General features: G+C 73.5%; 25 protein-coding genes. 4 read left to right on the forward strand and 21 right to left on the reverse strand.

Going from position 1 to position 20,999, the window contains the following annotated elements; translation table 11 throughout:
* From K7G60_RS00005 to hisI, 11 genes are all read right to left on the reverse strand, one after another.
* Window positions 1–213 (reverse strand): prolipoprotein diacylglyceryl transferase family protein (locus tag K7G60_RS00005; protein WP_225798647.1); only part of this gene is annotated, 213 nt, incomplete at its 3' end.
* A 77-nt stretch (window positions 214–290) separates the two neighbouring features.
* Window positions 291–1,115 (reverse strand): thioredoxin domain-containing protein, encoded by an 825-nt coding sequence (locus K7G60_RS00010; RefSeq protein WP_225798648.1) that lies wholly within the window; start codon window positions 1,113–1,115, stop codon window positions 291–293.
* A 64-nt stretch (window positions 1,116–1,179) separates the two neighbouring features.
* Entirely contained in the window at window positions 1,180–1,998 is an 819-nt protein-coding gene (gene trpA / locus K7G60_RS00015) for a tryptophan synthase subunit alpha (protein ID WP_225798649.1), read from the reverse strand.
* Window positions 1,995–3,278 (reverse strand): tryptophan synthase subunit beta, encoded by a 1,284-nt coding sequence (gene trpB, locus K7G60_RS00020; RefSeq protein ID WP_225798650.1) that lies wholly within the window; start codon window positions 3,276–3,278, stop codon window positions 1,995–1,997. Before trpB ends, trpA begins: the two co-directional genes overlap by 4 nt.
* A gap of 323 nt (window positions 3,279–3,601) precedes the next feature.
* A complete protein-coding gene (gene trpM, locus K7G60_RS00025; RefSeq protein WP_374115552.1) occupies window positions 3,602–3,880 on the reverse strand; it encodes a tryptophan biosynthesis modulator TrpM in 279 nt (92 codons plus the stop codon).
* A 7-nt stretch (window positions 3,881–3,887) separates the two neighbouring features.
* On the reverse strand, window positions 3,888–4,697 hold the full coding sequence (trpC, locus tag K7G60_RS00030; protein WP_123451331.1) for an indole-3-glycerol phosphate synthase TrpC: 810 nt from the start codon (window positions 4,695–4,697) through the stop codon (window positions 3,888–3,890).
* A gap of 144 nt (window positions 4,698–4,841) precedes the next feature.
* Complete coding sequence (locus K7G60_RS00035; protein WP_225798852.1) at window positions 4,842–5,369, reverse strand: DUF2752 domain-containing protein; 528 nt, start codon at window positions 5,367–5,369, stop codon at window positions 4,842–4,844.
* Window positions 5,370–5,779: 410 nt separating this feature from the next.
* Window positions 5,780–6,034 carry an HGxxPAAW family protein gene (locus tag K7G60_RS00040; RefSeq protein ID WP_123451335.1) on the reverse strand — a complete coding sequence of 85 codons (255 nt, stop codon included), beginning with the start codon at window positions 6,032–6,034 and terminating at the stop codon, window positions 5,780–5,782.
* A gap of 153 nt (window positions 6,035–6,187) precedes the next feature.
* Window positions 6,188–6,838: a TIGR02234 family membrane protein gene (locus K7G60_RS00045; RefSeq protein ID WP_225798651.1), complete on the reverse strand. Its 651-nt coding sequence runs from the start codon at window positions 6,836–6,838 to the stop codon at window positions 6,188–6,190.
* 14 nt (window positions 6,839–6,852) lie between these two features.
* Entirely contained in the window at window positions 6,853–8,343 is a 1,491-nt protein-coding gene (locus K7G60_RS00050; protein ID WP_225798652.1) for an anthranilate synthase component I, read from the reverse strand.
* An 11-nt stretch (window positions 8,344–8,354) separates the two neighbouring features.
* Entirely contained in the window at window positions 8,355–8,723 is a 369-nt protein-coding gene (gene hisI, locus K7G60_RS00055; protein ID WP_225798653.1) for a phosphoribosyl-AMP cyclohydrolase, read from the reverse strand.
* A gap of 84 nt (window positions 8,724–8,807) precedes the next feature.
* On the opposite strand from hisI, the gene K7G60_RS00060 reads away from it, so the two are divergent.
* Window positions 8,808–9,443 (forward strand): TIGR03085 family metal-binding protein, encoded by a 636-nt coding sequence (locus K7G60_RS00060; protein ID WP_225798654.1) that lies wholly within the window; start codon window positions 8,808–8,810, stop codon window positions 9,441–9,443.
* Window positions 9,444–9,498: 55 nt separating this feature from the next.
* On the opposite strand, the gene K7G60_RS00065 is transcribed toward K7G60_RS00060, so the two are convergent.
* The 10 genes from K7G60_RS00065 to hisD form a co-directional block, all read right to left on the reverse strand.
* Entirely contained in the window at window positions 9,499–10,740 is a 1,242-nt protein-coding gene (locus K7G60_RS00065; protein WP_225798655.1) for an MFS transporter, read from the reverse strand.
* A complete protein-coding gene (locus tag K7G60_RS00070) occupies window positions 10,737–11,333 on the reverse strand; it encodes a transcriptional regulator (RefSeq protein WP_225798656.1) in 597 nt (198 codons plus the stop codon). Before K7G60_RS00070 ends, K7G60_RS00065 begins: the two co-directional genes overlap by 4 nt.
* Window positions 11,334–11,462: 129 nt before the next feature.
* The gene (gene hisF / locus K7G60_RS00075; protein ID WP_225798657.1) at window positions 11,463–12,218 is read right to left on the reverse strand and encodes an imidazole glycerol phosphate synthase subunit HisF; all 756 of its coding nucleotides are present in this window, start codon (window positions 12,216–12,218) and stop codon (window positions 11,463–11,465) included.
* Complete coding sequence (locus K7G60_RS00080; protein WP_225798658.1) at window positions 12,215–12,625, reverse strand: RidA family protein; 411 nt, start codon at window positions 12,623–12,625, stop codon at window positions 12,215–12,217. The genes hisF and K7G60_RS00080 overlap by 4 nt, the downstream gene beginning before the upstream one ends.
* A complete protein-coding gene (gene priA, locus K7G60_RS00085) occupies window positions 12,622–13,347 on the reverse strand; it encodes a bifunctional 1-(5-phosphoribosyl)-5-((5-phosphoribosylamino)methylideneamino)imidazole-4-carboxamide isomerase/phosphoribosylanthranilate isomerase PriA (protein WP_225798659.1) in 726 nt (241 codons plus the stop codon). The genes K7G60_RS00080 and priA overlap by 4 nt, the downstream gene beginning before the upstream one ends.
* Window positions 13,344–13,991, reverse strand: a complete 648-nt coding sequence (gene hisH / locus K7G60_RS00090) for an imidazole glycerol phosphate synthase subunit HisH (RefSeq protein WP_225798660.1) — start codon at window positions 13,989–13,991, stop codon at window positions 13,344–13,346. The genes priA and hisH overlap by 4 nt, the downstream gene beginning before the upstream one ends.
* Window positions 13,988–14,152 carry a hypothetical protein gene (locus K7G60_RS00095; protein ID WP_225798661.1) on the reverse strand — a complete coding sequence of 55 codons (165 nt, stop codon included), beginning with the start codon at window positions 14,150–14,152 and terminating at the stop codon, window positions 13,988–13,990. The genes hisH and K7G60_RS00095 overlap by 4 nt, the downstream gene beginning before the upstream one ends.
* Before the next feature lie 2 nt (window positions 14,153–14,154).
* Complete coding sequence (hisB, locus tag K7G60_RS00100) at window positions 14,155–14,748, reverse strand: imidazoleglycerol-phosphate dehydratase HisB (protein WP_030492957.1); 594 nt, start codon at window positions 14,746–14,748, stop codon at window positions 14,155–14,157.
* The gene (locus tag K7G60_RS00105; protein WP_225798853.1) at window positions 14,745–15,860 is read right to left on the reverse strand and encodes a histidinol-phosphate transaminase; all 1,116 of its coding nucleotides are present in this window, start codon (window positions 15,858–15,860) and stop codon (window positions 14,745–14,747) included. The genes hisB and K7G60_RS00105 overlap by 4 nt, the downstream gene beginning before the upstream one ends.
* 11 nt (window positions 15,861–15,871) lie before the next feature.
* Window positions 15,872–17,215, reverse strand: coding sequence for a histidinol dehydrogenase (gene hisD, locus K7G60_RS00110; RefSeq protein WP_225798662.1), 1,344 nt, complete (start codon window positions 17,213–17,215; stop codon window positions 15,872–15,874).
* A 215-nt stretch (window positions 17,216–17,430) separates the two neighbouring features.
* On the opposite strand from hisD, the gene K7G60_RS00115 reads away from it, so the two are divergent.
* From K7G60_RS00115 to K7G60_RS00125, 3 genes are all read left to right on the forward strand, one after another.
* Entirely contained in the window at window positions 17,431–19,044 is a 1,614-nt protein-coding gene (locus K7G60_RS00115) for an oxidoreductase (protein ID WP_225798663.1), read from the forward strand.
* Window positions 19,045–19,123: 79 nt separating this feature from the next.
* Window positions 19,124–20,215 carry a hypothetical protein gene (locus K7G60_RS00120; protein ID WP_225798664.1) on the forward strand — a complete coding sequence of 364 codons (1,092 nt, stop codon included), beginning with the start codon at window positions 19,124–19,126 and terminating at the stop codon, window positions 20,213–20,215.
* A gap of 11 nt (window positions 20,216–20,226) precedes the next feature.
* Entirely contained in the window at window positions 20,227–20,964 is a 738-nt protein-coding gene (locus K7G60_RS00125; protein WP_225798665.1) for an LON peptidase substrate-binding domain-containing protein, read from the forward strand.
* Window positions 20,965–20,999 lie beyond the last annotated feature (35 nt).

The raw sequence follows: 20,999 nt of genomic DNA on the forward strand, positions 1-20,999 counted from the left end.
GTAGAGGCGTCCGCCGACGAGGCCGAAGGGCACCGCCCAGACGGCGATGTCGGCCACGGTGCCGGCGGTGCCGCCCCGGGCGATCCAGCGCTTGTTGCCGAGCCAGACGGCGACGAAGACACCGATGATGATGCAGAAGGCATAGCCGCGCAGCGGGATCGGTCCGAGGTGGATCACGCCGGTCGACGGGCTGGGAATGTAGGCAAGGTCCATGACGGGACCGACGCTACCCTGCCGGGAGGGCGGGACGGCAGCCCGCCCGGCAACTTCTGGGTAACCAATCCGCCGCGCTAGCCCGCCGACGGGGAGGCGGTGCCCGGTTTCTTGCCCTTGTTGGCCTCGGCGACCCACTTCTTCAGGTTCTCCGGGGAGATCTGCTCGTTCCCCTTGGTCGGGAAGATCGATTCTCCGTTGAGGAGGACGGACGGGGTGCCGCGGAAGCCGCCGTTCTGGAAGGCCTCGTTCGACTTCTTCACCCAGCCGTCGTGCGTGCCGTCGTTCACACAGCTGCGGAAGGCCGGCGTGTCGAGCCCCGGCACCTTCGCCGCCAGCTCGATCAGCCTGGCGTTCTTCCCGTAGGCGTCGTCCGTCTCCGGCGGCTGGTTGACGTAGAGCGTGTCGTGGTACGCGGTGAACTTCCCCGCGTCCTGGGCGCACGCCGCCGCGTTCGCCGAGCGCAGCGAGCCGCTGCCGCCCATGTTCCCGTCGATGAGGGTGGCGAGGTGGTACTCGGTCTTGAGCGCGCCGGAGGCCTCGAGCTCGTGGATGGTGTCCCGCATGACGTTCTCGAACTGGGCGCAGGCCGGGCAGCGGAAGTCCTCCCAGACCGCGAGCGTCGACGGGGCGTCCGCCCTGCCCGTGGGGATGGCGGGCTTGCCGTCCTCGTCCGTCGCCGCGGTCGGCGCGACCACCGGTCCCGCCTTGTCCGATCCGCCGTCCTTGTCGCCGCCCGCGGCGATCACGCCGACGACCGCGGCCAGGCCGAGGACACCGACCACGGCCGCCGACACGATCAGGACGCGCCGCTGCTTCTCGCGGGCCTTGTCGCGCTCGCGCTGTTGCTGAAGGCGCTCCCGCGCGCTCCGGTTACCGTCACCACGGTTCTTCTCGCTCACGCCCCAGGCAACGAACCGGGGAGGCACATCCGCGCCTCCCCGCTCCCAGATCCACCCGAACGGGCTACGAAACGCGGCGGACGCCCTCGGCGAGTTCGGCCGCCAGTTCCCTTACTGCGGTGAGCCCGGCCGCCTCGTCGCCGTCTGCGTCGAGGATCCGCTGCACGAAGGCGGAGCCGACGATGACGCCGTCGGCGAAGCCGGCGACCTCCTTCGCCTGCGTGGCGTTGGAGACGCCGAGCCCGACGCACACCGGCAGCTCGGAGGTGGCGCGGGTGCGGCGGACCAGGTCGGCGGCCTGCTCGCCGACCGACTCGCGGGTGCCGGTGACACCCATGAGCGAGGCGGCGTAGACGAAGCCGGAGCCGGCCGCGGTGATGGTGGCGAGGCGCTCGTCCTTGCTGCTGGGCGCGACGACGAAGACGGTCGCGAGACCGTGCTTGTCGGCGTGCTCGCGCCAGACGGCGGACTCCTGGACCGGCAGGTCGGGCAGGATGCAGCCCGCGCCGCCGGCCTCGGCGAGCTCCTCGGTGAAGCGCTCGATGCCGTACCGGTCGATCGGGTTCCAGTACGTCATGACGAGCACCGGCTTGCCGGTGGCCTCGTGGGCCTCGCGGACCGTCCGCATGACGTCGGCGATCTTCACGCCGCCGCGCAGCGCGATGTCGTCGGCGGTCTGGATGACCGGCCCGTCGAGGACCGGGTCGCTGTGCGGAAGCCCGACCTCGACCACGTCGGCGCCGCCGTCGAAGACGGCCTTGATCGCGGCGATCCCGCCGTCGACGGTCGGGAAGCCGGCCGGCAGGTACGCGATGAGCGCGGCCCGGTTCTCGGCCTTGGCCGCGGCCAGGGTGTCGCTGAGCAGCTGGATGTTGCCGGTCACTTGGCGTCCCCCTGGATCTCGGCGGTGTCGGCCTGGTTCGCGGCCACCTCGGCGTCGGTGTCGTACAGCCCGAAATAGCGAGCGGCGGTGTCCATGTCCTTGTCGCCGCGCCCGGAGAGGTTCACGACGAGCAGGGCGTCCTTGCCGAGCTCCTTGCCGACCTCCATGGCCCCGGCGAGGGCGTGCGCCGACTCGATGGCCGGGATGATGCCCTCGGTACGGGAGAGCAGCCGCAGCGCCTGCATGGCGGCGTCGTCGGTGACGGCCCGGTACTCGCCTCGCCCGCTGTCCTTCAGGTACGCGTGCTCGGGGCCGATGCCCGGGTAGTCCAGGCCCGCCGAGATCGAGTACGGCTCGGTGATCTGGCCCTCGTCGTCCTGGAGGACGTAGCTCCTGGACCCGTGGAGGATGCCGGGCTCGCCGGCCGTCAGGGTGGCCGCGTGCTCGCCGGTCTCGACGCCGTGGCCGGCCGGCTCGCAGCCGATCAGGCGCACGTCCGCGTCCGGGACGAAGGCGTGGAAGAGCCCGATGGCGTTGGAGCCGCCGCCGACGCAGGCGATGGCCGCGTCGGGCAGGCGGCCGGCGCGCTCCAGGATCTGGCGGCGGGCCTCGACGCCGATGACCCGGTGGAAGTCGCGGACCATGGCGGGGAAGGGGTGCGGGCCCGCGACGGTGCCGAACAGGTAGTGCGTCCGGTCCACGTTGGCGACCCAGTCGCGGAAGGCCTCGTTGATGGCGTCCTTGAGGGTGCGGCTGCCGGACTTCACGGCGACGACCTCGGCGCCGAGCATCCGCATCCGGGCCACGTTGAGGGCCTGGCGGCGGGTGTCGATCTCGCCCATGTAGATGGTGCACTCGAGGCCGAAGAGGGCGCAGGCGGTGGCGGTGGCCACGCCGTGCTGGCCGGCGCCGGTCTCGGCGATGACCCGCGTCTTGCCCATGCGCTTGGTCAGGAGGGCCTGCCCGAGCACATTGTTGATCTTGTGCGAGCCGGTGTGGTTGAGGTCCTCGCGCTTGAGGAAGACCCGGGCGCCGCCGGCGTGCTCGGCGAACCGGGGCACCTCCGTGAGGGCGCTCGGGCGACCCGTGTAGTTGACCATCAGGTCGTTGAGCTCACGGGTGAACTCGGGGTCGGCCTTGGCCTTCTCGTACTCGACGGCGACCTCGTCGACGGCGGCGACGAGGGCCTCCGGGATGAACTTGCCGCCGTAGGCACCGAAGTAGCCCTCGGCGGTGGGGACCTGACCGTCCGGGTCGGGAATGAAGAACTCGCTGGACATGCGGATGCTCCTCGCGGGGCGGGTGCCCCGGGATACGTGGGGTCGGTGGTCACGGTATGCGCGCGACCGGTCACGCAGACGACGACGCCGCCGGAGCGGTGCCCCCGTTGTGGGCGGTCGTTCCGCCGGGGCGGAACGGGCGGGCACAACGGACGGCGCCCCTTGCCGGGCCCAGGCTCCCGCGCCCTGCCCCGCACCCCGCTGTGCGGCGCACACGTTGGTGCGGGTCCAGGCGCGGAACGCGGAGGCGCCGCGAAGGGCGCCGTCCCGTGTGCCGCCCGTCCCGCCTTGCGGGACGGGCGGCACACGGGTGGGGGTGGCGGTCAGGCGTCGTACGTGAGAACGCGCGCGAGGCGCGGGCGCCATCGCATGCCGTTGACCTGGCCGGGCTCGTCGCCGATCACGTACCGCACGCGCCTGCCGAGGACCCGGCGTGCGGGTGCGCGGCAGCCGCGCGGGCGGCAGCCCCGGGCCAGGGGGGCGTGCGCGGGGACGGGGGCGGCGGCGGTGCGGAGCCGGCCGCGGCGCCCGGGTGCCGACGGCACGGCGGCGTGCCCCGGGGCGGTGCCCAGGGATGCCGGCGCGTCGTGGCGGGGGGTCATGGTCCGGTCAGCTCCGGCCGTGACGGAGCGCCGGGTGGGCGCCGGCGGCGACGAGGTCGGCGACGGCGGCCTTCGGGTCGCGGCCGGTGACGAGGGACTCGCCGACGAGGACCGCGTCGGCGCCCGCGTTGGCGTAGGCGATGAGGTCGTGCGGGCCGCGGACGCCGGACTCGGCGACCTTGACGATGTGCGCGGGGATCTCGGGGGCGACGCGCTCGAAGGTGGAGCGGTCGACCTTGAGCGTCTTGAGGTTGCGCGCGTTGACGCCGATGATGCGGGCGCCCGCGTCGACGGCGCGCTCGACCTCCTCCTCGTCGTGGACCTCGACCAGCGGGGTCAGCCCGATGGACTCGGCACGCTCGATGAGGGAGACCAGCGCCTCCTGCTCCAGGGCGGCGACGATGAGGAGCGCGAGATCCGCTCCGTACGCCCGCGCCTCCCAGAGCTGGTACGCGGTGACGATGAAGTCCTTGCGCAGCACGGGGATGTCGACCCGGGCCCGCACGGCCTCCAGGTCGGCGAGCGAGCCGCCGAAGCGGCGCTGCTCGGTGAGGACGGAGATGACGGCGGCGCCGCCCGCCTCGTAGTCCGCGGCGAGGCCGGCCGGGTCGGCGATCGCGGCGAGCGCGCCCTTGGACGGGCTGGAGCGCTTGACTTCGCAGATCACCTTGACGCCGTCCCCGCGCAGTGCGGCGACGCCGTCCTTGGCCTGCGGCGCCTTTGCGGCGCGCTCCTTGAGCTCGTCGAGGGTGACCCGCGCCTGCCGCTCTGCGAGGTCGGCGCGCACGCCTTCGATGATCTCGTCGAGCACACTCACGCGAGGGGCCCCCTTCCGGGACGGTGACGGTGATGATGAACCAGGTTCAGCCACTTCGATCCTATCCGCAGGATGGCCCCGGACTCGCATCGGCCGGAGTCGCGTCCCATCTGCTGGGACTCCTCGTGAGGTTTCCGCGGGCGCTCAGGGGGCCAGCGCGGAGCCGAAGGGCAGGTTCCGGACCAGGGTGAAGAGGACGATGACGGCCCCGATCCCCCACGACCAGAACGTGGAGACGGCGAGGCGCATGGGCACTCCGCGGACGGCTCGAACCAGCCATACGGCCATGACGACGGCGAAGATCCCGTAGCCGACGACGGCGAGGGCGTTGGCGCCGAGGGCGGTCGCGAGGTCGCCGTGGGCGAAGGCGTGGGCGCTGCGGAGTCCGCCGCAGCCGGGGCAGTAGACGCCGGTGAAGCGGAGGAGCGGGCAGACGGGGTAGTGCCCGGGTTCGTTGGGGTCGACGGTCCCGACGTAGGCGAACGCGGCGACGACCCCGGCGAGGGCGGCGACGGGCGGCGACAGCCGCCGCACGAGCGACCGCGGCGGGGGCGGCGCGGCCGGCACGGGGCCCCCGTGCCGGACGGGCCCCGGCACCCCGGCGGCATCGGGCCGGGCAGCGGCCCCCTGCGGCCCGGGAACCCCGTGCGGGCCACCGGGCCCCGGCGCCATGGGCGGCCCCGGCACGGGCCCACCTGCCGAGTCGCCGGCCCCGGGGGGTACGAGCCCGCCCGGCGCGACGGAGCCCGTGGACACGGGCCCGCCTGGGGCGGCAGAGCCCGCGGGCGCGGACCCGCCCGGCGCCCCTGCGGCCCCCGGCGCCGCCGTGACCGGCTCTGATGCCGCCGTGACCGATGCCGCCGTGACCGGCTCCGGCGCCGCCGTGACCGCTTCCCCCGCCGTCACGTGCGGCTCCGGTGGTGACGTGGCATTCGGTCGGGTGGGTTCACCCGGACGGGTGGGGGAATCGTCGGTCTCGGCCTCGGCCGTCGGCTGCGCGTCCACGCGGTGATTCTCGCCTCTGACGCGCGAGGGCGCAGCCCGGCACGGCCGGACTGCGCCCTCGGGTGCGTCGTGTCGCGTCAGGCGCGGGCCCGGGCGGTCGTGGTCGCGGCCTCACGGGCGGCGGCGACCTCGGCCGACTCCTTCGGCATGCCGAGGCCCGCCGCCTTCATCGCGCCGCCGACGATGCCGCCGAGGACGATGACGCCCACGCCGGCCCAGAAACCGGGCACGTTGGCGGCCACCATGAAGACGCCGGCGATGCAGAAGCCGATGAAGGAGATGATGACACCGGTCCAGGCGGCCGGGGTGTGTCCGTGGGCGCTGCCCGCCATGAGTTGCTCCTCGTTGCAGTTGCTCGATGGTGAGGTCTCGCGTGCGCGGACACTCGGCGCTCATTGTCCCGCACGCGGGCTCGCGAGGATGAATCGGGGGTGCCGGGACGATCACGCGTCGCGATGGTGCCCCCGCCGGTCACCCGTGACCGGTCATTCGCCGTGGGTGGGGTCCTCGCCGCGGTCCAGGGCCTTCCACAGGTCCTCGGGCCGGTCGGGGTCGGTCGTGGGGGCCTTGCGGCCGGCGCGCGGGGCGCCGGAGCGCTCGTAGCGGCCGCCCATCGCCGGCCAGCTCTTGCCGAAGCGGAGGGCGAAGAGGCCGGCGAGCAGGATGAGGAGGGCACCCCCGGCCGTCACGTACGGCCAGATGGTGTGGGAGAGGCCGGCGACGGCGGCGGCGGTGTCACCGCTGATGCGGGCGGCCTCGGCGTCGAGCGCGGCGCTGTCGGAGGCCCCGAGGAGCGCGGCGAGCGCGGCGCCCGCGCCGCTGAGCGCGAGGAGCGCGGCGACGAGAGTGCGGCCGGTGCGGCGGACGGCGAAGACGGCGAAGAGCGCGGCGAGGCCGACGATCGCGAGGGCGGTCGGCACCCCGGTGACGGTGCCGCCGTCGGCCTCGACGGGGACGCTGCCGCCGCCGACGGAGGCGGTGCCCTCCGCCCAGATCTGGCCGGCGGAGAGCAGGACGACGGTGGCGCCGAGGGCGCCGAGGAGGAGGGCCGCGGCCAGGCTGCGGCGGCCGCCGGTGGGGACGGCCGCGCGGGCGGCCCGGGGCTGGGGTACGGGTACGGCACTCACGTACCCCACTATCCCCTACGTCCTCAGTTGTCGTTCATCCGGTTGGCGGTGTGCACGGCGCGGAGCACGGCCGCGGCCTTGTTGCGGCACTCGTTGTCCTCGGCGACCGGGTCGGAGTCGGCGACGACGCCCGCTCCGGCCTGCACGTACGCCGTTCCGTCACGGAGCAGGGCGGTGCGGATGGCGATGGCGGTGTCGGCGTCTCCGGCGAAATCGAGATAACCGACACATCCGCCGTAGAGGCCGCGCCGGGAGGGTTCGAGCTCCTCGATGATCTGCATGGCGCGGGGCTTGGGCGCGCCGGAGAGGGTGCCGGCGGGGAAGCAGGCGGTGAGGACGTCGAAGGCGGTCCGGCCCTCGGCGACCTCGCCGGTGACCGTGGAGACGATGTGCATCACGTGGGAGTAGCGCTCGATCGACATGAAGTCGACGACCTCCACGGAGCCGGGGGTGCAGACCCGGCCGAGGTCGTTGCGGCCGAGGTCGACGAGCATGAGGTGCTCGGCGCGCTCCTTGGGGTCGGCGAGCAGTTCCTCGGCGAGGTCGTGGTCCTCCTGCGGGGTGGCGCCGCGGTGCCGGGTGCCGGCGATGGGGTGGAGCATCGCGCGCCCGTCCTCGACCTTGACGAGGGCCTCGGGCGAGGAGCCGACGACGTCGAAGCCGTTCTCGAAGCGGAAGAGGTACATGTACGGGGACGGGTTGGTGGCCCGCAGGACCCGGTAGACGTCGAGCGCGGAGGCGGCGCAGGGGGTCTCGAAGCGCTGCGAGGGCACGACCTGGAAGGCCTCGCCGGCCCGGATGCGCTCCTTGATGTCCTCGACGGCGTCCTGGTAGGCCGGTCCGCCCCAGAGCGCCGAGAACTCGGGCAGGGCGGACTCCGGCAGGGCGGCGGGGACGGTGGCGGCGGGGCGGGCCAGGTCGGCCTGCATGGCGTCGAGGCGGGCGACGGCGTGCGCGTACGCCTCGTCGACGCCGGTCTCCAGGTCGTTGTGGTTGATCGCGTTGGCGATCAGCAGGACCGAGCCGTCCCAGTGGTCGAGGACGGCGAGGTCGCTGGTGAGGAGCATGGTCAGCTCGGGGAGCCGCAGGTCGTCGCGGCCGTGCTCGCCGATCTTCTCCAGGCGGCGGACGATGTCGTAGCCGAGGTAGCCGACCATGCCGCCGGTGAAGGGCGGCATGCCGGAGGCGAGGTCGCGCGGGGTGTGGAGGGTCTCGACGGTGGCGCGCAGGGCGGCGAGCGGGTCGCCGTCGGTGGGGACGCCGACGGGCGGGGTGCCCAGCCAGCGGGCCTGCCCGTCCTCGACCGTCAGGGTCGCGTCGCTGCGGACTCCGATGAAGGAGTAGCGGGACCAGCTGCGGCCGTTCTCCGCGGATTCGAGGAGGAAGGTGCCGGGTCGTTCGGCGGCGAGCTTGCGGTAGAGCCCGACCGGGGTGTCGCCGTCCGCGAGGAGCCTGCGGCTGACGGGGATGACGCGGCGGTCGGCCGCCAGCTTGCGGAAGGTCTCGAGATCCATGGCACCGGACCTTACTGGGAGACGGGGAGCACGTCGGAGTCGAAGCAGGTGCGGGTGCCGGTGTGGCAGGCGGCTCCCACCTGGTCGACCTTGACGAGGAGGGTGTCGGCGTCGCAGTCGAGGGCGACGGCCTTGACGTGCTGGACGTGCCCGGAGGTGTCGCCCTTGACCCAGTACTCGCCCCGGCTGCGGGACCAGTAGGTGGCGCGGCCGGTGGTGAGGGTGCGGTGGAGGGCCTCGTCGTCCATCCAGCCGAGCATCAGCACCTCGCCGGTGTCGTACTGCTGGGCGATGGCGGGGACGAGGCCGTCGGCGCTGCGCTTGAGGCGGGCCGCGACGGCCGGGTCGAGGTCGCTGGAGGTCCGGGGCGTGCTGCTCATGGGGACATTGTGCCGCGCGCCGGGACGGTGTCCGGCCGGGCGTCCACTGGGCGGACCGCGCGCGCCGGTCGTACGCTGGCCAGCATGTCGACCCATGCGAAACGTGAACGGCTTCTGCTCGCCGATCTGTTGGAGGCGGCGGGCCCGGACGCCCCGACGCTCTGCGAGGGCTGGCGGACCCGGGACCTCGCGGCCCACGTGGTGGTGCGGGAACGGCGTCCGGACGCGGCGGCGGGTTCCCTCGTACCGGTGCTGAAGGAGCGGCTCGACCGGGTGCAGGCGGAGTTCGCCGACAAACCGTACGAGGAGCTGATCCGGCTCATCCGCACGGGTCCGCCGCGGTTCTCGCCGTTCACCATCAAGCAGGTGGACGAGGGGGCGAACGTCGTCGAGTTCTACGTGCACGCGGAGGACGTGCGCCGGGCCCAGCCCGACTGGTCGGCCCGCGAGCTGGACCCGGTCTTCGCGGACGCCCTCTGGTCCCGTCTGGAGCGGATGGCCCGGCTGCTCGGCCGCAGGGCCCCGGTGGGCCTGGTGCTGCGCCGCCCGAACGGCCAGACGGCGGTCGCCCACCGCGGCACCCCGGTGGTGACGGCTTCCGGGGAGCCGGGCGAGCTGATGATGTACCTGTACGGCCGCCAGGACTCGGCGAAGGTGGCCCTGGAGGGCGAGCCGGAGGCGATCGAGCGGCTGCGGGAGACGAAGCAGCTCGGGATCTAGGACCCCGCCGGGCCACCCGGCCACTCGGCCGCCCCGGCTACTCCGGCCGCCCCGGCTACTCCGGCAGCTCGGCCTTGCGCAGGGCGGGCACCAGCAGGGCGAGCAGTCCCGACAGCGCGCAGACCGCGGCGCTGACGACGAAGACCGGGCCGGGGCCCCACAGGCCGATGGCGGCGCCGGTGAGCGGGAAGCTCAGCGGGGCGATGCCGAGGCTGCCGAGGCTGGAGACGGCGGAGACGCGGCCCAGGTAGGCGGGGTCGGCCTCGGTCTGGACGAGTGCGCCGCACAGCACTCCGTTGAGCCCGGCGAGCAGGCCGACGGCCCCGGCGACGAGCACGGCGAAGGGCAGCTGCGGCACGAAGGCGAGGGCGCCGATCGACAGGGCGCCGAGGGCCATGCTCCAGCCCATGACGGCGCCGGCCCGGGGAACGCGCCCGCGCACGGTGAGGAGCAGCGAGGCGGCGCCCGCGCCCGCACCGAAGCCGAAGAGCACCCAGCCCATGCCGGCGGCCTCCCAGCCGCGCTGTTCGGCGAGGAGCGCGAGGCCGACGTTGAGCGGGCCGACGAAGCCGAGGTCGGCGAGGAGTATGACGATCATCAGCGGGCCGAGGACGCGGTGGCCGCGGAGGTGGCGCAGGCCGTCGGCGAGGTCGCGCAGGGCGGTGCCGCCGCCCTCGTCGTGCTCCTGGGGGAGGGGCCGCAGCTTGAGGGCGGAGAGCAGGGGCAGGGAGAGGGCGAAGAGCACGCCGGCGACGGTGAAGGCGGTCGCGGAGCCGCCGAGGGCGACGGCGAGGCCGCCGAGCGGGGCGCCGAGGACGGCGCCCGCGCGGTAGCCGATGCCGCGCATGCCCTGGACGCGGGCGAGCTGGTCGCGGTCGGCGATCCGGGGCGGCAGGGCGCCCACGGCGGGCAGGAAGAGGGCGTCGACGGTGCCGAAGACGAGGGCGACGGCCGCGAGCACCCACAGGCCGGGCGTGGCGAGGAAGAGGATCGCGGCGAGGCCGAGGGTGGACAGGCAGCGGACGGCGTCGGAGGCGATGACCACGCGGCGGGGGCCGAGCCGGTCGGCGATCACTCCCCCGGCGAGCATGAGCAGGGCGCGGGGGACGGCGGAGACGGTCATGACGAGCCCGGCCTGGGCGGGGGTGCCGTTGCTGACGGCGGCCCAGGACAGGGCGAGGTAATAGACGCTGTCGCCGAGCGTGGAGGCGGTGTAGGCGCCGAGCCAGCGCAGGACCTGGGGGTTGCGGTGGGCGGGGCGGGCGGCGGCGGGGGTGGTGACGGCGGTCGTGGTCATCGCGGTCCTCCCCGGTAGGGGAAGCCGTGCAGATGGACGGCGACGTTCTCGCGGCCCTCGGTGTCGCCGGCGGCCTCGGCGGCGCGGGCGGCCTGGTCGTACTTCTTGAGGAGCGCGTCGAGCTCCCTGCCGAGGGCCGCGAGTTCGGGGGCGGTGAGGCGGGGAAGCCACTCGGAGCTGATGGCGGCGGAGCGCCACTCGTCGGACCAGGTGAGGCGCTCGTCGAGGAAGCGGCGGTGGAGTTCGGTGCGCTGTTCGTTGACGGCGCGGCCGAGGGCGTCGCTCGCGGCGGCCATTTCGGGGGTGCCGCGCACGTCCTCGTCGCGGATCTCGAGACCGTACGAGCTGAGCTCCCACCAGCGTTCGCGGCCGTCCGCCGACTGGACCTCGGCCTCCTGGATGAGGCCGTGCTCGGCGAGCTTGCGCAGGTGGTAGCTGACCAGCGACACGGCCTCGTCGACCTGCTCGGCGAGTTGGGAGGCGGTGGCGGTGCGGGCCACGTGCAGGGCGCGGTAGAGGCGCATCCGCAGCGGGTGCGAGATGGCCTTGAGGGTGCCGAGATCGGTGATCCGGCGGTTCTCCTGCGAGGTCATGTCCACGACCGTAGATACGAAAGAAAACTTGCGCAATGGAATTTGCACAAATAATCCTGCGCATCCGAGGAAGAAGGAGGGCCCCCGAAGGGGCCCTTCTCCGAGGCCGCCCAGAAGCGGAACCCCCGGTCAGCGAACCGGGTGCCCCGCCTCCCGCAGCGTGTCCTTGACCTGAGAGATCCGCAGGTCGCCGAAGTGGAAGACGGAGGCCGCGAGCACGGCGTCCGCGCCCGCCGCCACGGCCGGCGGGAAGTCGGCCAGCTTGCCGGCGCCGCCGGAGGCGATCACCGGGACCGTCACGTGCTTGCGCACGGCCGCGATCATCTCGGTGTCGTAGCCGTCCTTCGTGCCGTCGGCGTCCATCGAGTTGAGCAGGATCTCGCCCGCGCCCAGCTCGGCGGCCCGGTGCGCCCACTCGACGGCGTCGATGCCGGTGCCCTTGCGGCCGCCGTGCGTCGTCACCTCGAAGGAGCCCGAGGCGGTGCGGCGCGCGTCCACGGACAGGACGAGCACCTGCCGGCCGAAGCGCTCCGCGATCTCCTGGATCAGCTCGGGGCGCTCGATGGCGGCGGTGTTGACGCCCACCTTGTCGGCGCCGGCCCGCAGCAGCTTGTCGACGTCCTCGGCCGAACGGACGCCGCCGCCGACCGTGAGCGGGATGAAGACCTGCTCGGCGGTGCGGCGCACCACGTCGTAGGTGGTCTCCCGGTTGCCGGAGGAGGCGGTGATGTCGAGGAAGGTCAGCTCGTCGGCGCCCTCGGCGTCGTACAGCTTGGCCATCTCGACGGGGTCGCCCGCGTCCCGCAGGTTCTGGAAGTTGACGCCCTTGACGACCCGGCCGTTGTCCACGTCCAGGCAGGGGATCACTCGTACGGCGAGGCTCATGCCGCATCACTCCTGTACGCCTCGACCTCGACCTCGACCACCAGGCGGGGGTCGACGAAGCCGGAGACGATGATCATCGAGGCGGCGGGGCGGACGGCGTCGAACAGCTCCTTGTGGGCGCGGCCGACCTCCTCCACGTCCCGGGCGTGCGTGATGTACATCCGGGTCCGGACGACGTGCTCCGCGCCCAGGCCCAGCTGCTTCAGCGCCCCGAAGGCCACGTTGAAGGAGTTGACCGCCTGGTCGTACGGACCGCCGTCGGCGATCTGGCCGTCGACCACGGAGGTGCAGCCGGAGACCAGGACCGTGCCGTTCGGCAGCTCGACCGCGCGGGAGTAGCCGAACTGCTCCTCCCAGGGAGCGCCGGTGACGACCTTGCGGATCTCGCCCTGGACCTCCGAGGTCACGACGCCACCGCCGCGAGCGCCTCTTCGAGGGTGAAGGCCTTGGCGTACAGCGCCTTGCCGATGATCGCGCCCTCGACGCCCAGCGGGACGAGGCCGGACAGGGCCCGCAGGTCGTCCAGGGAGGACACGCCGCCGGAGGCGACGACGGGCTTGTCGGTGGCCGCGCAGACGTTCTTCAGGAGCTCCAGGTTGGGGCCCTGGAGGGTGCCGTCCTTGGCGATGTCGGTGACGACGTACCGGGAGCAGCCCTCGGAGTCGAGGCGGGCCAGCGTCTCGTACAGGTCGCCGCCGTCGCGCGTCCAGCCGCGGCCGCGCAGGGTCGTGCCGCGCACGTCGAGGCCGACGGCGATCTTGTCGCCGAACTCGGCGATGACCTTGGCGACCCACTCGGGGGTCTCCAGGGCGGCGGTGCCGAGGTTGACGCGGGTGCAGCCGGTGGCGAGGGCGGCGGCGAGCGAGGCGTCGTCGCGGATGCCGCCCGAGAGCTCGACCTTGATGTCCATGGCCTCGGTGACCTGACGGACCAGGTCCCGGTTGTCGCCGGTGCCGAAGGCGGCGTCCAGGTCGACCAGGTGGAGCCACTCGGCGCCGGCGCGCTGCCAGGCCAGGGCGGCCTCCAGCGGAGAGCCGTAGGAGGTCTCGCTGCCGGACTCGCCGTGGACGAGCCGGACGGCCTGGCCGTCGCGGACGTCGACGGCGGGGAGGAGTTCGAGAGTGCTCACAGGGTTCCGATCCAGTTGGTGAGGAGCTGGGCTCCGGCGTCGCCGGACTTCTCGGGGTGGAACTGGGTCGCCCACAGGGCGCCGTTCTCCACGGCCGCGACGAAGGGCTCGCCGTGGGTGGCCCAGGTGACCTTGGGCGCGCGGATGTTGGGGTTGCCGACCTCCAGGGTCCACTCGCGCACCGCGTAGGAGTGCACGAAGTAGTACCGGGCGTCGGCGTCGAGCCCCGCGAACAGCTGCGTGTCGGCGGGCGCGTCGACCGTGTTCCAGCCCATGTGGGGGACGACGGGGGCGTTCAGCGGCTCGACCGTGCCGGGCCACTCGTCGAGGCCCTCGGTCTCCACGCCGTGCTCGATGCCCTGGGCGAAGAGGATCTGCATGCCGACGCAGATGCCCATGACCGGACGGCCGCCGGCGAGCCGGCGGCCGATGATCCAGTCGCCGCGGGCCTCCCGGAGGCCCTGCATGCAGGCGGAGAAGGCGCCGACGCCGGGGACGAGGAGTCCGTCGGCGTTCATGGCCTTGTCGTAGTCGCGGGTGATCTCGACCTCGGCGCCGACCCGGGCGAGGGCGCGCTCGGCGGAGCGCACGTTGCCGAAGCCGTAGTCGAAGACGACGACCTTCTTCGGGGAAGTCGTGCTCATGACCACATCTCCAGACGCAGCACGCCGGCGGAGAGACACATCGCGGCGCCGATGGAGACGAGCACGATCAGACCCTTGGGCATCTGCTGCTTGACGAAGGAGTAGATGCCGCCGAGCAGGAAGAGCCCGACGACGATCAGGACGGTGGAGAGGCCGTTCACGACTAGAGCGCGCCCTTCGTGGAGGGGAGGATCCCGGCGGCGCGCGGGTCGCGCTCGGAGGCGTAGCGCAGCGCGCGGGCCAGGGCCTTGAACTGGCACTCCACGATGTGGTGGGCGTTGCGGCCGTACGGCACGTGGACGTGCAGCGCGATCTGGGCCTGGGCGACGAAGGACTCCAGGATGTGCCGGGTCATCGTCGTGTCGTACGAGCCGATCATCGGCGCCATGTTCTCGGGCTCGGTGTGCACGAGGTACGGGCGGCCGGAGAGGTCGACGGTGACCTGGGCGAGCGACTCGTCCAGCGGGACGGTGCAGTTGCCGAAGCGGTAGATGCCGACCTTGTCGCCGAGCGCCTGCTTGAAGGCGGCGCCGAGGGCCAGGGCGGTGTCCTCGATGGTGTGGTGCGAGTCGATGTGCAGGTCGCCGTCGGTCTTGACCGTCAGGTCGAAGAGGCCGTGCCGGCCGAGCTGGTCGAGCATGTGGTCGTAGAAGCCGACCCCGGTCGACACGTCGACCTTGCCGGTGCCGTCGAGGTCGATCTCGACGACGACGGAGGTCTCCTTGGTGGTGCGCTCAACGCGGCCTACGCGGCTCATCGTTCCTGCTCCTTCATCAATTCACGGACCGCGTCGAGGAACGCGTCGTTCTCTTCGGGGGTGCCTGCGGTGACCCGCAGCCAGCCCGGTACGCCGTTGTCCCTGACCAGGACGCCCCGGTCGAGGATCTTCCGCCAGGCCTCGTGGGAGCCCTCGGCCCCGTCGAAGCGCCCGAACTGCACGAAGTTGGCGTCGGATTCGGTGACCTCGTAGCCGATCGCCCGCAGCTCGGTGACGAGCCGGTCGCGCTCGGCCTTGAGCTGCTCGACGTACCCGAGGAGGGTGTCGGTGTGCTCCAGGGCGGCGAGCGCGGTGGCCTGGGTGACGGCCGACAGGTGGTACGGGAGGCGGACCAGCTGGACCGCGTCGACCACGGCCGGGTGGGCGGCGAGGTAGCCGAGGCGGAGCCCGGCGGCGCCGAAGGCCTTGGACATGGTCCGGGAGACCACCAGGTGCGGGCGGCCCTCCAGGAGCGGCAGCAGCGACTCGCGGTGGCTGAACTCCACGTACGCCTCGTCCACGACCACCATCGAGGGCTTGGCCGCCTGGGCCGCCTCGTACAGGGCGAGGACGGTGTCGGCCTCGACGGCGGTGCCGGTGGGGTTGTTGGGCGAGGTGACGAAGACGACGTCCGGCGCGTTCTCGGCGATGGCCTGGACGGCCGCCTCGACGTCGATGGTGAAGTCGTCGTTGCGCGGACCGGAGATCCAGCCGGTGCCGGTGCCGCGGGCGATCAGGGCGTGCATCGAGTACGAGGGCTCGAAGCCGATCGCGGTGCGGCCGGGGCCGCCGAAGGTCTGCAGCAGCTGCTGGAGGACCTCGTTGGAGCCGTTGGCCGCCCAGACGTTCTCGACGCCGACGCGGTGCCCGCCGGTCCGGGTGAGGTAGGCGGCGAGCTCGGTGCGCAGCTCGACCGCGTCCCGGTCGGGGTAGCGGTTGAGGCCGCGGGCGGCCTCGGCGACCCGCTCCGCGATCCGGGCCACCAGGGGCTCGGGCAGCGGGTAGGGGTTCTCGTTGGTGTTCAGCTGGACGGGGACGTCGAGCTGGGGGGCGCCGTAGGGCGACTTGCCCTTCAGCTCGTCGCGGATCGGGAGGTCGTCGATCCGGATGATGTCGTTCTCGGTCACTTGCTCTCGGGGACCTTCCATCCGAACCGTGCCTTGATCGCGGCGCCGTGGGCCGGGAGGTCCTCGGCCTCGGCGAGGGTCACGACGTGGTGGGCGACGTCGGCGAGGGCGTCGCGGCTGTAGTCCACGATGTGCACGCCGCGCAGGAAGGACTGCACGGAGAGGCCCGAGGAGTGGCAGGCGCAGCCGCCGGTGGGCAGCACGTGGTTGGAGCCGGCGGCGTAGTCGCCGAGCGAGACCGGCGCCCAGGGGCCGACGAAGACGGCGCCGGCGTTGCGGACCCGGTCGGCGACGGCGGCGGCGTCGGCGGTCTGGATCTCCAGGTGCTCGGCGCCGTACGCGTCGACGACCTTGAGGCCGTCGGCGAGGTCGCGGACGAGGACGATCGCGGACTGGCGGCCGGCCAGGGCCGGGACGATCCGGTCGTCGACGTGCTTGGAGGCGGCGACCTGGGTCTTCAGCTCGGCCTCGGTGGCGGCGGCCAGCTCCTCCGAGTCGGTGACGAGGACGGAGGCGGCCATCGGGTCGTGCTCGGCCTGGCTGATGAGGTCGGCGGCGACGTGCACGGGGTCGGCGGTGGAGTCCGCGAGGATCGCGATCTCCGTCGGGCCGGCCTCGGCGTCGATGCCGATGCGGCCCTTGAGGAGGCGCTTGGCGGCGGCCACGTAGATGTTGCCGGGGCCGGTGACCAGGTTGACGGGGGCGCAGCCGGGCTCGTCGGCGGTGGACCCGGTGCCGTACGCGAACATGGCGATGGCCTGGGCGCCGCCGGCGGCGTAGACCTCGTCGACGCCGAGCAGGGCGCAGGCGGCCAGGATCGTCGGGTGCGGGAGGCCGCCGAACTCCTTCTGCGGGGGCGAGGCGATGGCCACGCCCTCGACGCCGGCCTCCTGGGCCGGGACGACGTTCATCACGACGGAGGACGGGTAGACGGAGCGGCCGCCCGGCACGTAGAGGCCGACGCGCTCGACCGGGATCCACTTCTCGGTGACCGTGCCGCCGGGGACGACCTGGGTGGTGTGGGTGGTGCGGCGCTGCTCGCGGTGGACGAGCCGGGCGCGCCGGATGGACTCCTCGAGGGCGGCGCGGACGGCCGGGTCGAGCTCGTCGAGGGCGCGGCGGATCGCCTCGGCGGGGACCCGCAGGCCCGGAACGCGGACGCCGTCGAATTTCTCCCCGTAGTCGATCACCGCGGCCGCGCCATGATGCCGGACGTCCTCGCAGATGGGCCGCACCTTCTCCAGGGCGGCTTCCACGTCGAACTCGGCACGGGGCAGCAGGTCGCGCAGGGCGGAACCCTCGGGGAGGGTCTCACCGCGCAGATCGATTCGCGAGATCACGGGTCAATTCTCGCAGACGGCCTAGAACGCCGGTCGTCCGTATCAACAGCTGATACATGCCAATCAGTGACTGATACGCGTCCCACTGGCGTCTTGTCGCCACAGCTGACCGTTAGCGTTCAGCCCGTCACACAGCGGGAAGAACGGCTGTACGAATCCACGAATCCCGGCAAGCGGAATCGTGGGAGCGGATCGTGGAAAGCGAGGGGGCGGCAGTGACCGAGCCGCACGAGGACGGGATGCCGGACGGTCTCACGGGCCCGGAGCGGGCCATGTGGCGGGCGTTCCGGATCGGCAGGACCTGCGATCTGACGGAGGGGACCGCGGAGCGGGACGACCCTTTCGGGACGTGGGAGTGGGGGGAGGCGCGGAGCGTCCGCGCCGACGTGGTGGCGCTGCTGCTGCTCGACGGGCCGTCGGCCCGGTCCGGGCGGGTGGCCGCACTGAAGCTGCGCGGGGTCAGGATCACCGGCGTGCTGAACCTGGCGGGCGGGACGATAGGGCCGTACGTGGAACTGCACGGCTGCCGGTTCGACGACGAGGTGGTGCTGCCCGAGGCCCGGTTCGGCACCCTGCGGATGGTCGAGTGCGCGCTGCCGCGCCTGGAGGCGGCCCGGCTGCACACGGAGGGGGACCTGCACCTGCCCCGCTGCCGGGTGCGGCGCGGCATCCGGCTGACGGACGCGCAGATCGGCACGGACCTGCTGATCAACCAGATCCGGGTGTGGCCGGACCGGCGGGGGCGGGCGATCACGGCGGACGGGATGGTGGTCGCCCAGGACCTCCAGGCCGAGCTGATCGAGACCTACGGGGAGCTGAGCCTGCGCGGGGCGAACGTCGGGGTCTCGCTCAGCCTGCGGGGCAGCGTGCTGCGCGGGGCGCAGGGCCGACGCGCGCTGAACGCGCCGCAGCTGACGGTGGAGCGCTCGCTCTATCTGAACGCGGCCTGGGTGTACGAGGAGACGGGGAGCGCGGGCTGGACGGGGAACACCACGGCCACCCCGCCGTACGGGGTGACGCCCGCCCAGGGCACCCGGCGCAAGCCGGTGGAGTGCCACGGCGGGGTGCGGCTCGACGACGGCCGGTTCGGCGACGCGGTGGACCTGCACCACGCCCGCTTCCTGCTGGACGGCGCCCGGCGGGACGAGGTGTCGCTGCGCCGGATCGTGACCCCGGAGCTGCGGTTCAACGGCGAGCGCCCGGAGGAGGGGCGCGTGGTGCTCAACGGCGCCAAGGTCGTCACCCTGATCGACCTGTCGACCAGCTGGCCGGGGCCCGGCGGGCTCGCGATGGGCGGCTTCGCCTACGAGAACCTGGTGCCGTACGGACACTTCCCGCTGGCCCGGCGCCTCGAGTGGGTGGCGGCGGCGACCCCGGAGTACGCCCCCGAGCCGTACGAGCGGCTCGCGACGGTCCTGCGGAACAGCGGAGAGGACGCGGACGCCCGCGAGGTGCTGCTCGCCAAGCAGCGGCGCAGACGGGAGACCCTGCCGATCGCGGGGAAGCTGTGGGGCTACCTCCAGGACTGGACCGTGGCGTACGGCTACCGGCCGGGCCGGGCCGCGCTGTGGATGGCCGTGCTGTGGGCGGCGGGCACGGTGGCCTTCTCCCGCTACCGCCCGATACCGCTGAAGGCGGAGGAGTCGCCCGAGTGGAACGCCACGCTGTACGCGCTCGACCTGCTGCTGCCCGTGATCAACCTCGGCCAGGACGGCTACTGGCGGCTGGAGGGCGTCTGGCAGTGGGTGGCGACGGCCCTGATCCTCCTGGGCTGGATCCTCGCGACGACGGTGGCGGCGGGCGCGAGCCGGCTGCTGCGGAGGGGGTGAGGGGGCCGTGTCACCGCGACGTGAGGGTGCTGTCGCGAGCCCGTGACGCGGCTGCCGTGACGGGCGTGGCCGGGGGAGAATGCACAGCACCATGTCCTTGCTCCGCGCCCTGCTCGGCACCGTCCGCTCGGCCCGGCACGCACCGCGGCTCGCCGCGGCGCTCGTGCCGGACGCCGACGTGCTGCTCGACGCCCCGGACGAGCGGCTCGCCCCCGCCCTGGTCGCCGCCGCCCTCGGCGATCCGGAGCCCGCGGCGAAGCTGCTCGTCACCACCCGGGACGCCGGCGAGTGGGAGGACCGCGACCGGTACGTCACCCGGCTCGCCACCTTCGCGTACAGCAGGGGCGACTGGCTCGCCGGGTGGCTCGCCGCCGCGCCCGGCGACCCCGACGCCCTCCTCGTCACGGCGCAGCTGGCCGTCCGCAGGGCCTGGGAGTCCCCGGCGCGGGCCGAGCGGCTGCGTGAGCTCGGCCCGCTGGTGCGGGAGATCGCCGGGGAGTCCCCACACGATCCGGTGCCGTGGCGGCTGGCCCTGGACCACGCGCGCGGGGCGCACGCCGGGCACGCGGTCTTCGAGTCGCTGTGGGAGCAGGCCGTGCGCCGTTCCCCGCACCACTACGGCTGCCATGTCGCCGCGCTGAAGTACCTCTCCGCGCAGTGGTACGGCTCGCACCGCGCGGCCTTCGACTTCGCCGAGCAGGCCGCCGACGACGCCGCGCCGGACTCGCTCGTCGGGGCGCTGCCGGTCCGCGCGGCCTACGACGGGCTCCGGGTGCCGCCGGGACCGGACGGGTCCGTGCCCGCCGAGCGGGTCGACCGGGCGGTGGCCCGCGCCCTGGCCCTGTCGGCGGCGTTCCCGGCGGGCGACCCGTGGCCGGCCGAGGTCCGCAACCTGCTCGCGTACGTGCTGGTCGAGCGGGCGCGCTGGGCGGAGGCGTGGGAGGAGTTCGGGCGGATCGGCCCGTACGCGACCTCGTTCCCCTGGGGCGCCGCGCCGGGCGCCGTGCCGGAGGACCCTCCGCCGGGCTCTCGGCTCCGGTCGAGCAGGGGGGACCCCCTCTTCCGCTTCCTGGCCGCGCGGGACGGGGTGCGGGGCGAGCTGGCCCGCCGGACGCCGCTGCGGGGCACCGGTCGTGGACGGGCCGGACGGGGCGGGCCCGGCGGCCATTAGGCTTGGCCGCTGTGACCACCGCCCGTCTGCCTCTCTTCCCGCTCAACACGGTGCTGTTCCCGGGCCTCGTACTGCCCCTGAACGTCTTCGAGGAGCGTTATCGCGCCATGATGCGCGAGTTGCTCACGATCGACGACGCACAGCCGCGCCGCTTCGCCGTCGTCGCCATCCGCGACGGCCGCGAGGTCGCGCCGACGGCTCCCGGCATGCCGGACCAGACGGCGCTGCCGGAGAAGGGCCCGGCGGCGGGCTTCGGCTCCGATCCCGTCCAGGCCTTCCACCGGGTCGGCTGCATCGCCGACGCGGCGTCGATCCGGGAGCGCGCCGACGGCAGCTTCGAGGTGATGGCCACCGGCACGACCCGGGTGAAGCTGCTGTCGGTCGACGCGAGCGGGCCGTTCCTGACGGCCGAGGTCGAGGAGATCCCCGAGGAGCAGGGCGAGGAGGCGGGCACGCTCGCCGAGGGGGTGCTGCGGGCCTTCCGGAGCTACCAGAAGCGCCTCGCGGGCGCCCGGGAGCGTTCGCTGACGACGAGTGAGCTGCCGGACGAGCCCTCCGTGGTGTCGTACCTGGTCGCGGCGGCGGCGGTGCTCGACATCCCGTCGAAGCAGCGGCTGCTCCAGGCGCCGGACACGGCGACCCGGCTGCGCGAGGAGCTGACGCTGCTGCGGGCGGAGACCGCGGTGCTGCGGCATCTGCCGTCGCTGCCGGTGGTGGACCTGACGCAGGCCCCGACGTACCCGAACTGAGCCGGCCCCGCCGGACGGACCGAGCCGAGGAAGAG

Source organism: Streptomyces sp. NK15101, assembly GCF_020400725.1.
Lineage (GTDB): Bacteria > Actinomycetota > Actinomycetes > Streptomycetales > Streptomycetaceae > Streptomyces.

What these genes read in the sequence shown, in the direction of transcription:
- trpB (WP_225798650.1), bottom strand. Translation starts at nt 3,278, where the DNA reads ATGTCCAGCGAGTTCTTCATTCCCGACCCGGACGGTCAGGTCCCCACC.
- trpM (WP_374115552.1), bottom strand. Translation starts at nt 3,880, where the DNA reads ATGACCCCCCGCCACGACGCGCCGGCATCCCTGGGCACCGCCCCGGGG.
- K7G60_RS00035 (WP_225798852.1), bottom strand. Translation starts at nt 5,369, where the DNA reads ATGGCGCCGGGGCCCGGTGGCCCGCACGGGGTTCCCGGGCCGCAGGGG.
- K7G60_RS00040 (WP_123451335.1), bottom strand. Translation starts at nt 6,034, where the DNA reads ATGGCGGGCAGCGCCCACGGACACACCCCGGCCGCCTGGACCGGTGTC.
- K7G60_RS00050 (WP_225798652.1), bottom strand. Translation starts at nt 8,343, where the DNA reads ATGGATCTCGAGACCTTCCGCAAGCTGGCGGCCGACCGCCGCGTCATC.
- hisI (WP_225798653.1), bottom strand. Translation starts at nt 8,723, where the DNA reads ATGAGCAGCACGCCCCGGACCTCCAGCGACCTCGACCCGGCCGTCGCG.
- K7G60_RS00060 (WP_225798654.1), top strand. Translation starts at nt 8,808, where the DNA reads ATGTCGACCCATGCGAAACGTGAACGGCTTCTGCTCGCCGATCTGTTG.
- K7G60_RS00065 (WP_225798655.1), bottom strand. Translation starts at nt 10,740, where the DNA reads ATGACCACGACCGCCGTCACCACCCCCGCCGCCGCCCGCCCCGCCCAC.
- K7G60_RS00070 (WP_225798656.1), bottom strand. Translation starts at nt 11,333, where the DNA reads ATGACCTCGCAGGAGAACCGCCGGATCACCGATCTCGGCACCCTCAAG.
- hisF (WP_225798657.1), bottom strand. Translation starts at nt 12,218, where the DNA reads ATGAGCCTCGCCGTACGAGTGATCCCCTGCCTGGACGTGGACAACGGC.
- hisH (WP_225798660.1), bottom strand. Translation starts at nt 13,991, where the DNA reads ATGAGCACGACTTCCCCGAAGAAGGTCGTCGTCTTCGACTACGGCTTC.
- hisB (WP_030492957.1), bottom strand. Translation starts at nt 14,748, where the DNA reads ATGAGCCGCGTAGGCCGCGTTGAGCGCACCACCAAGGAGACCTCCGTC.
- K7G60_RS00120 (WP_225798664.1), top strand. Translation starts at nt 19,124, where the DNA reads ATGCACAGCACCATGTCCTTGCTCCGCGCCCTGCTCGGCACCGTCCGC.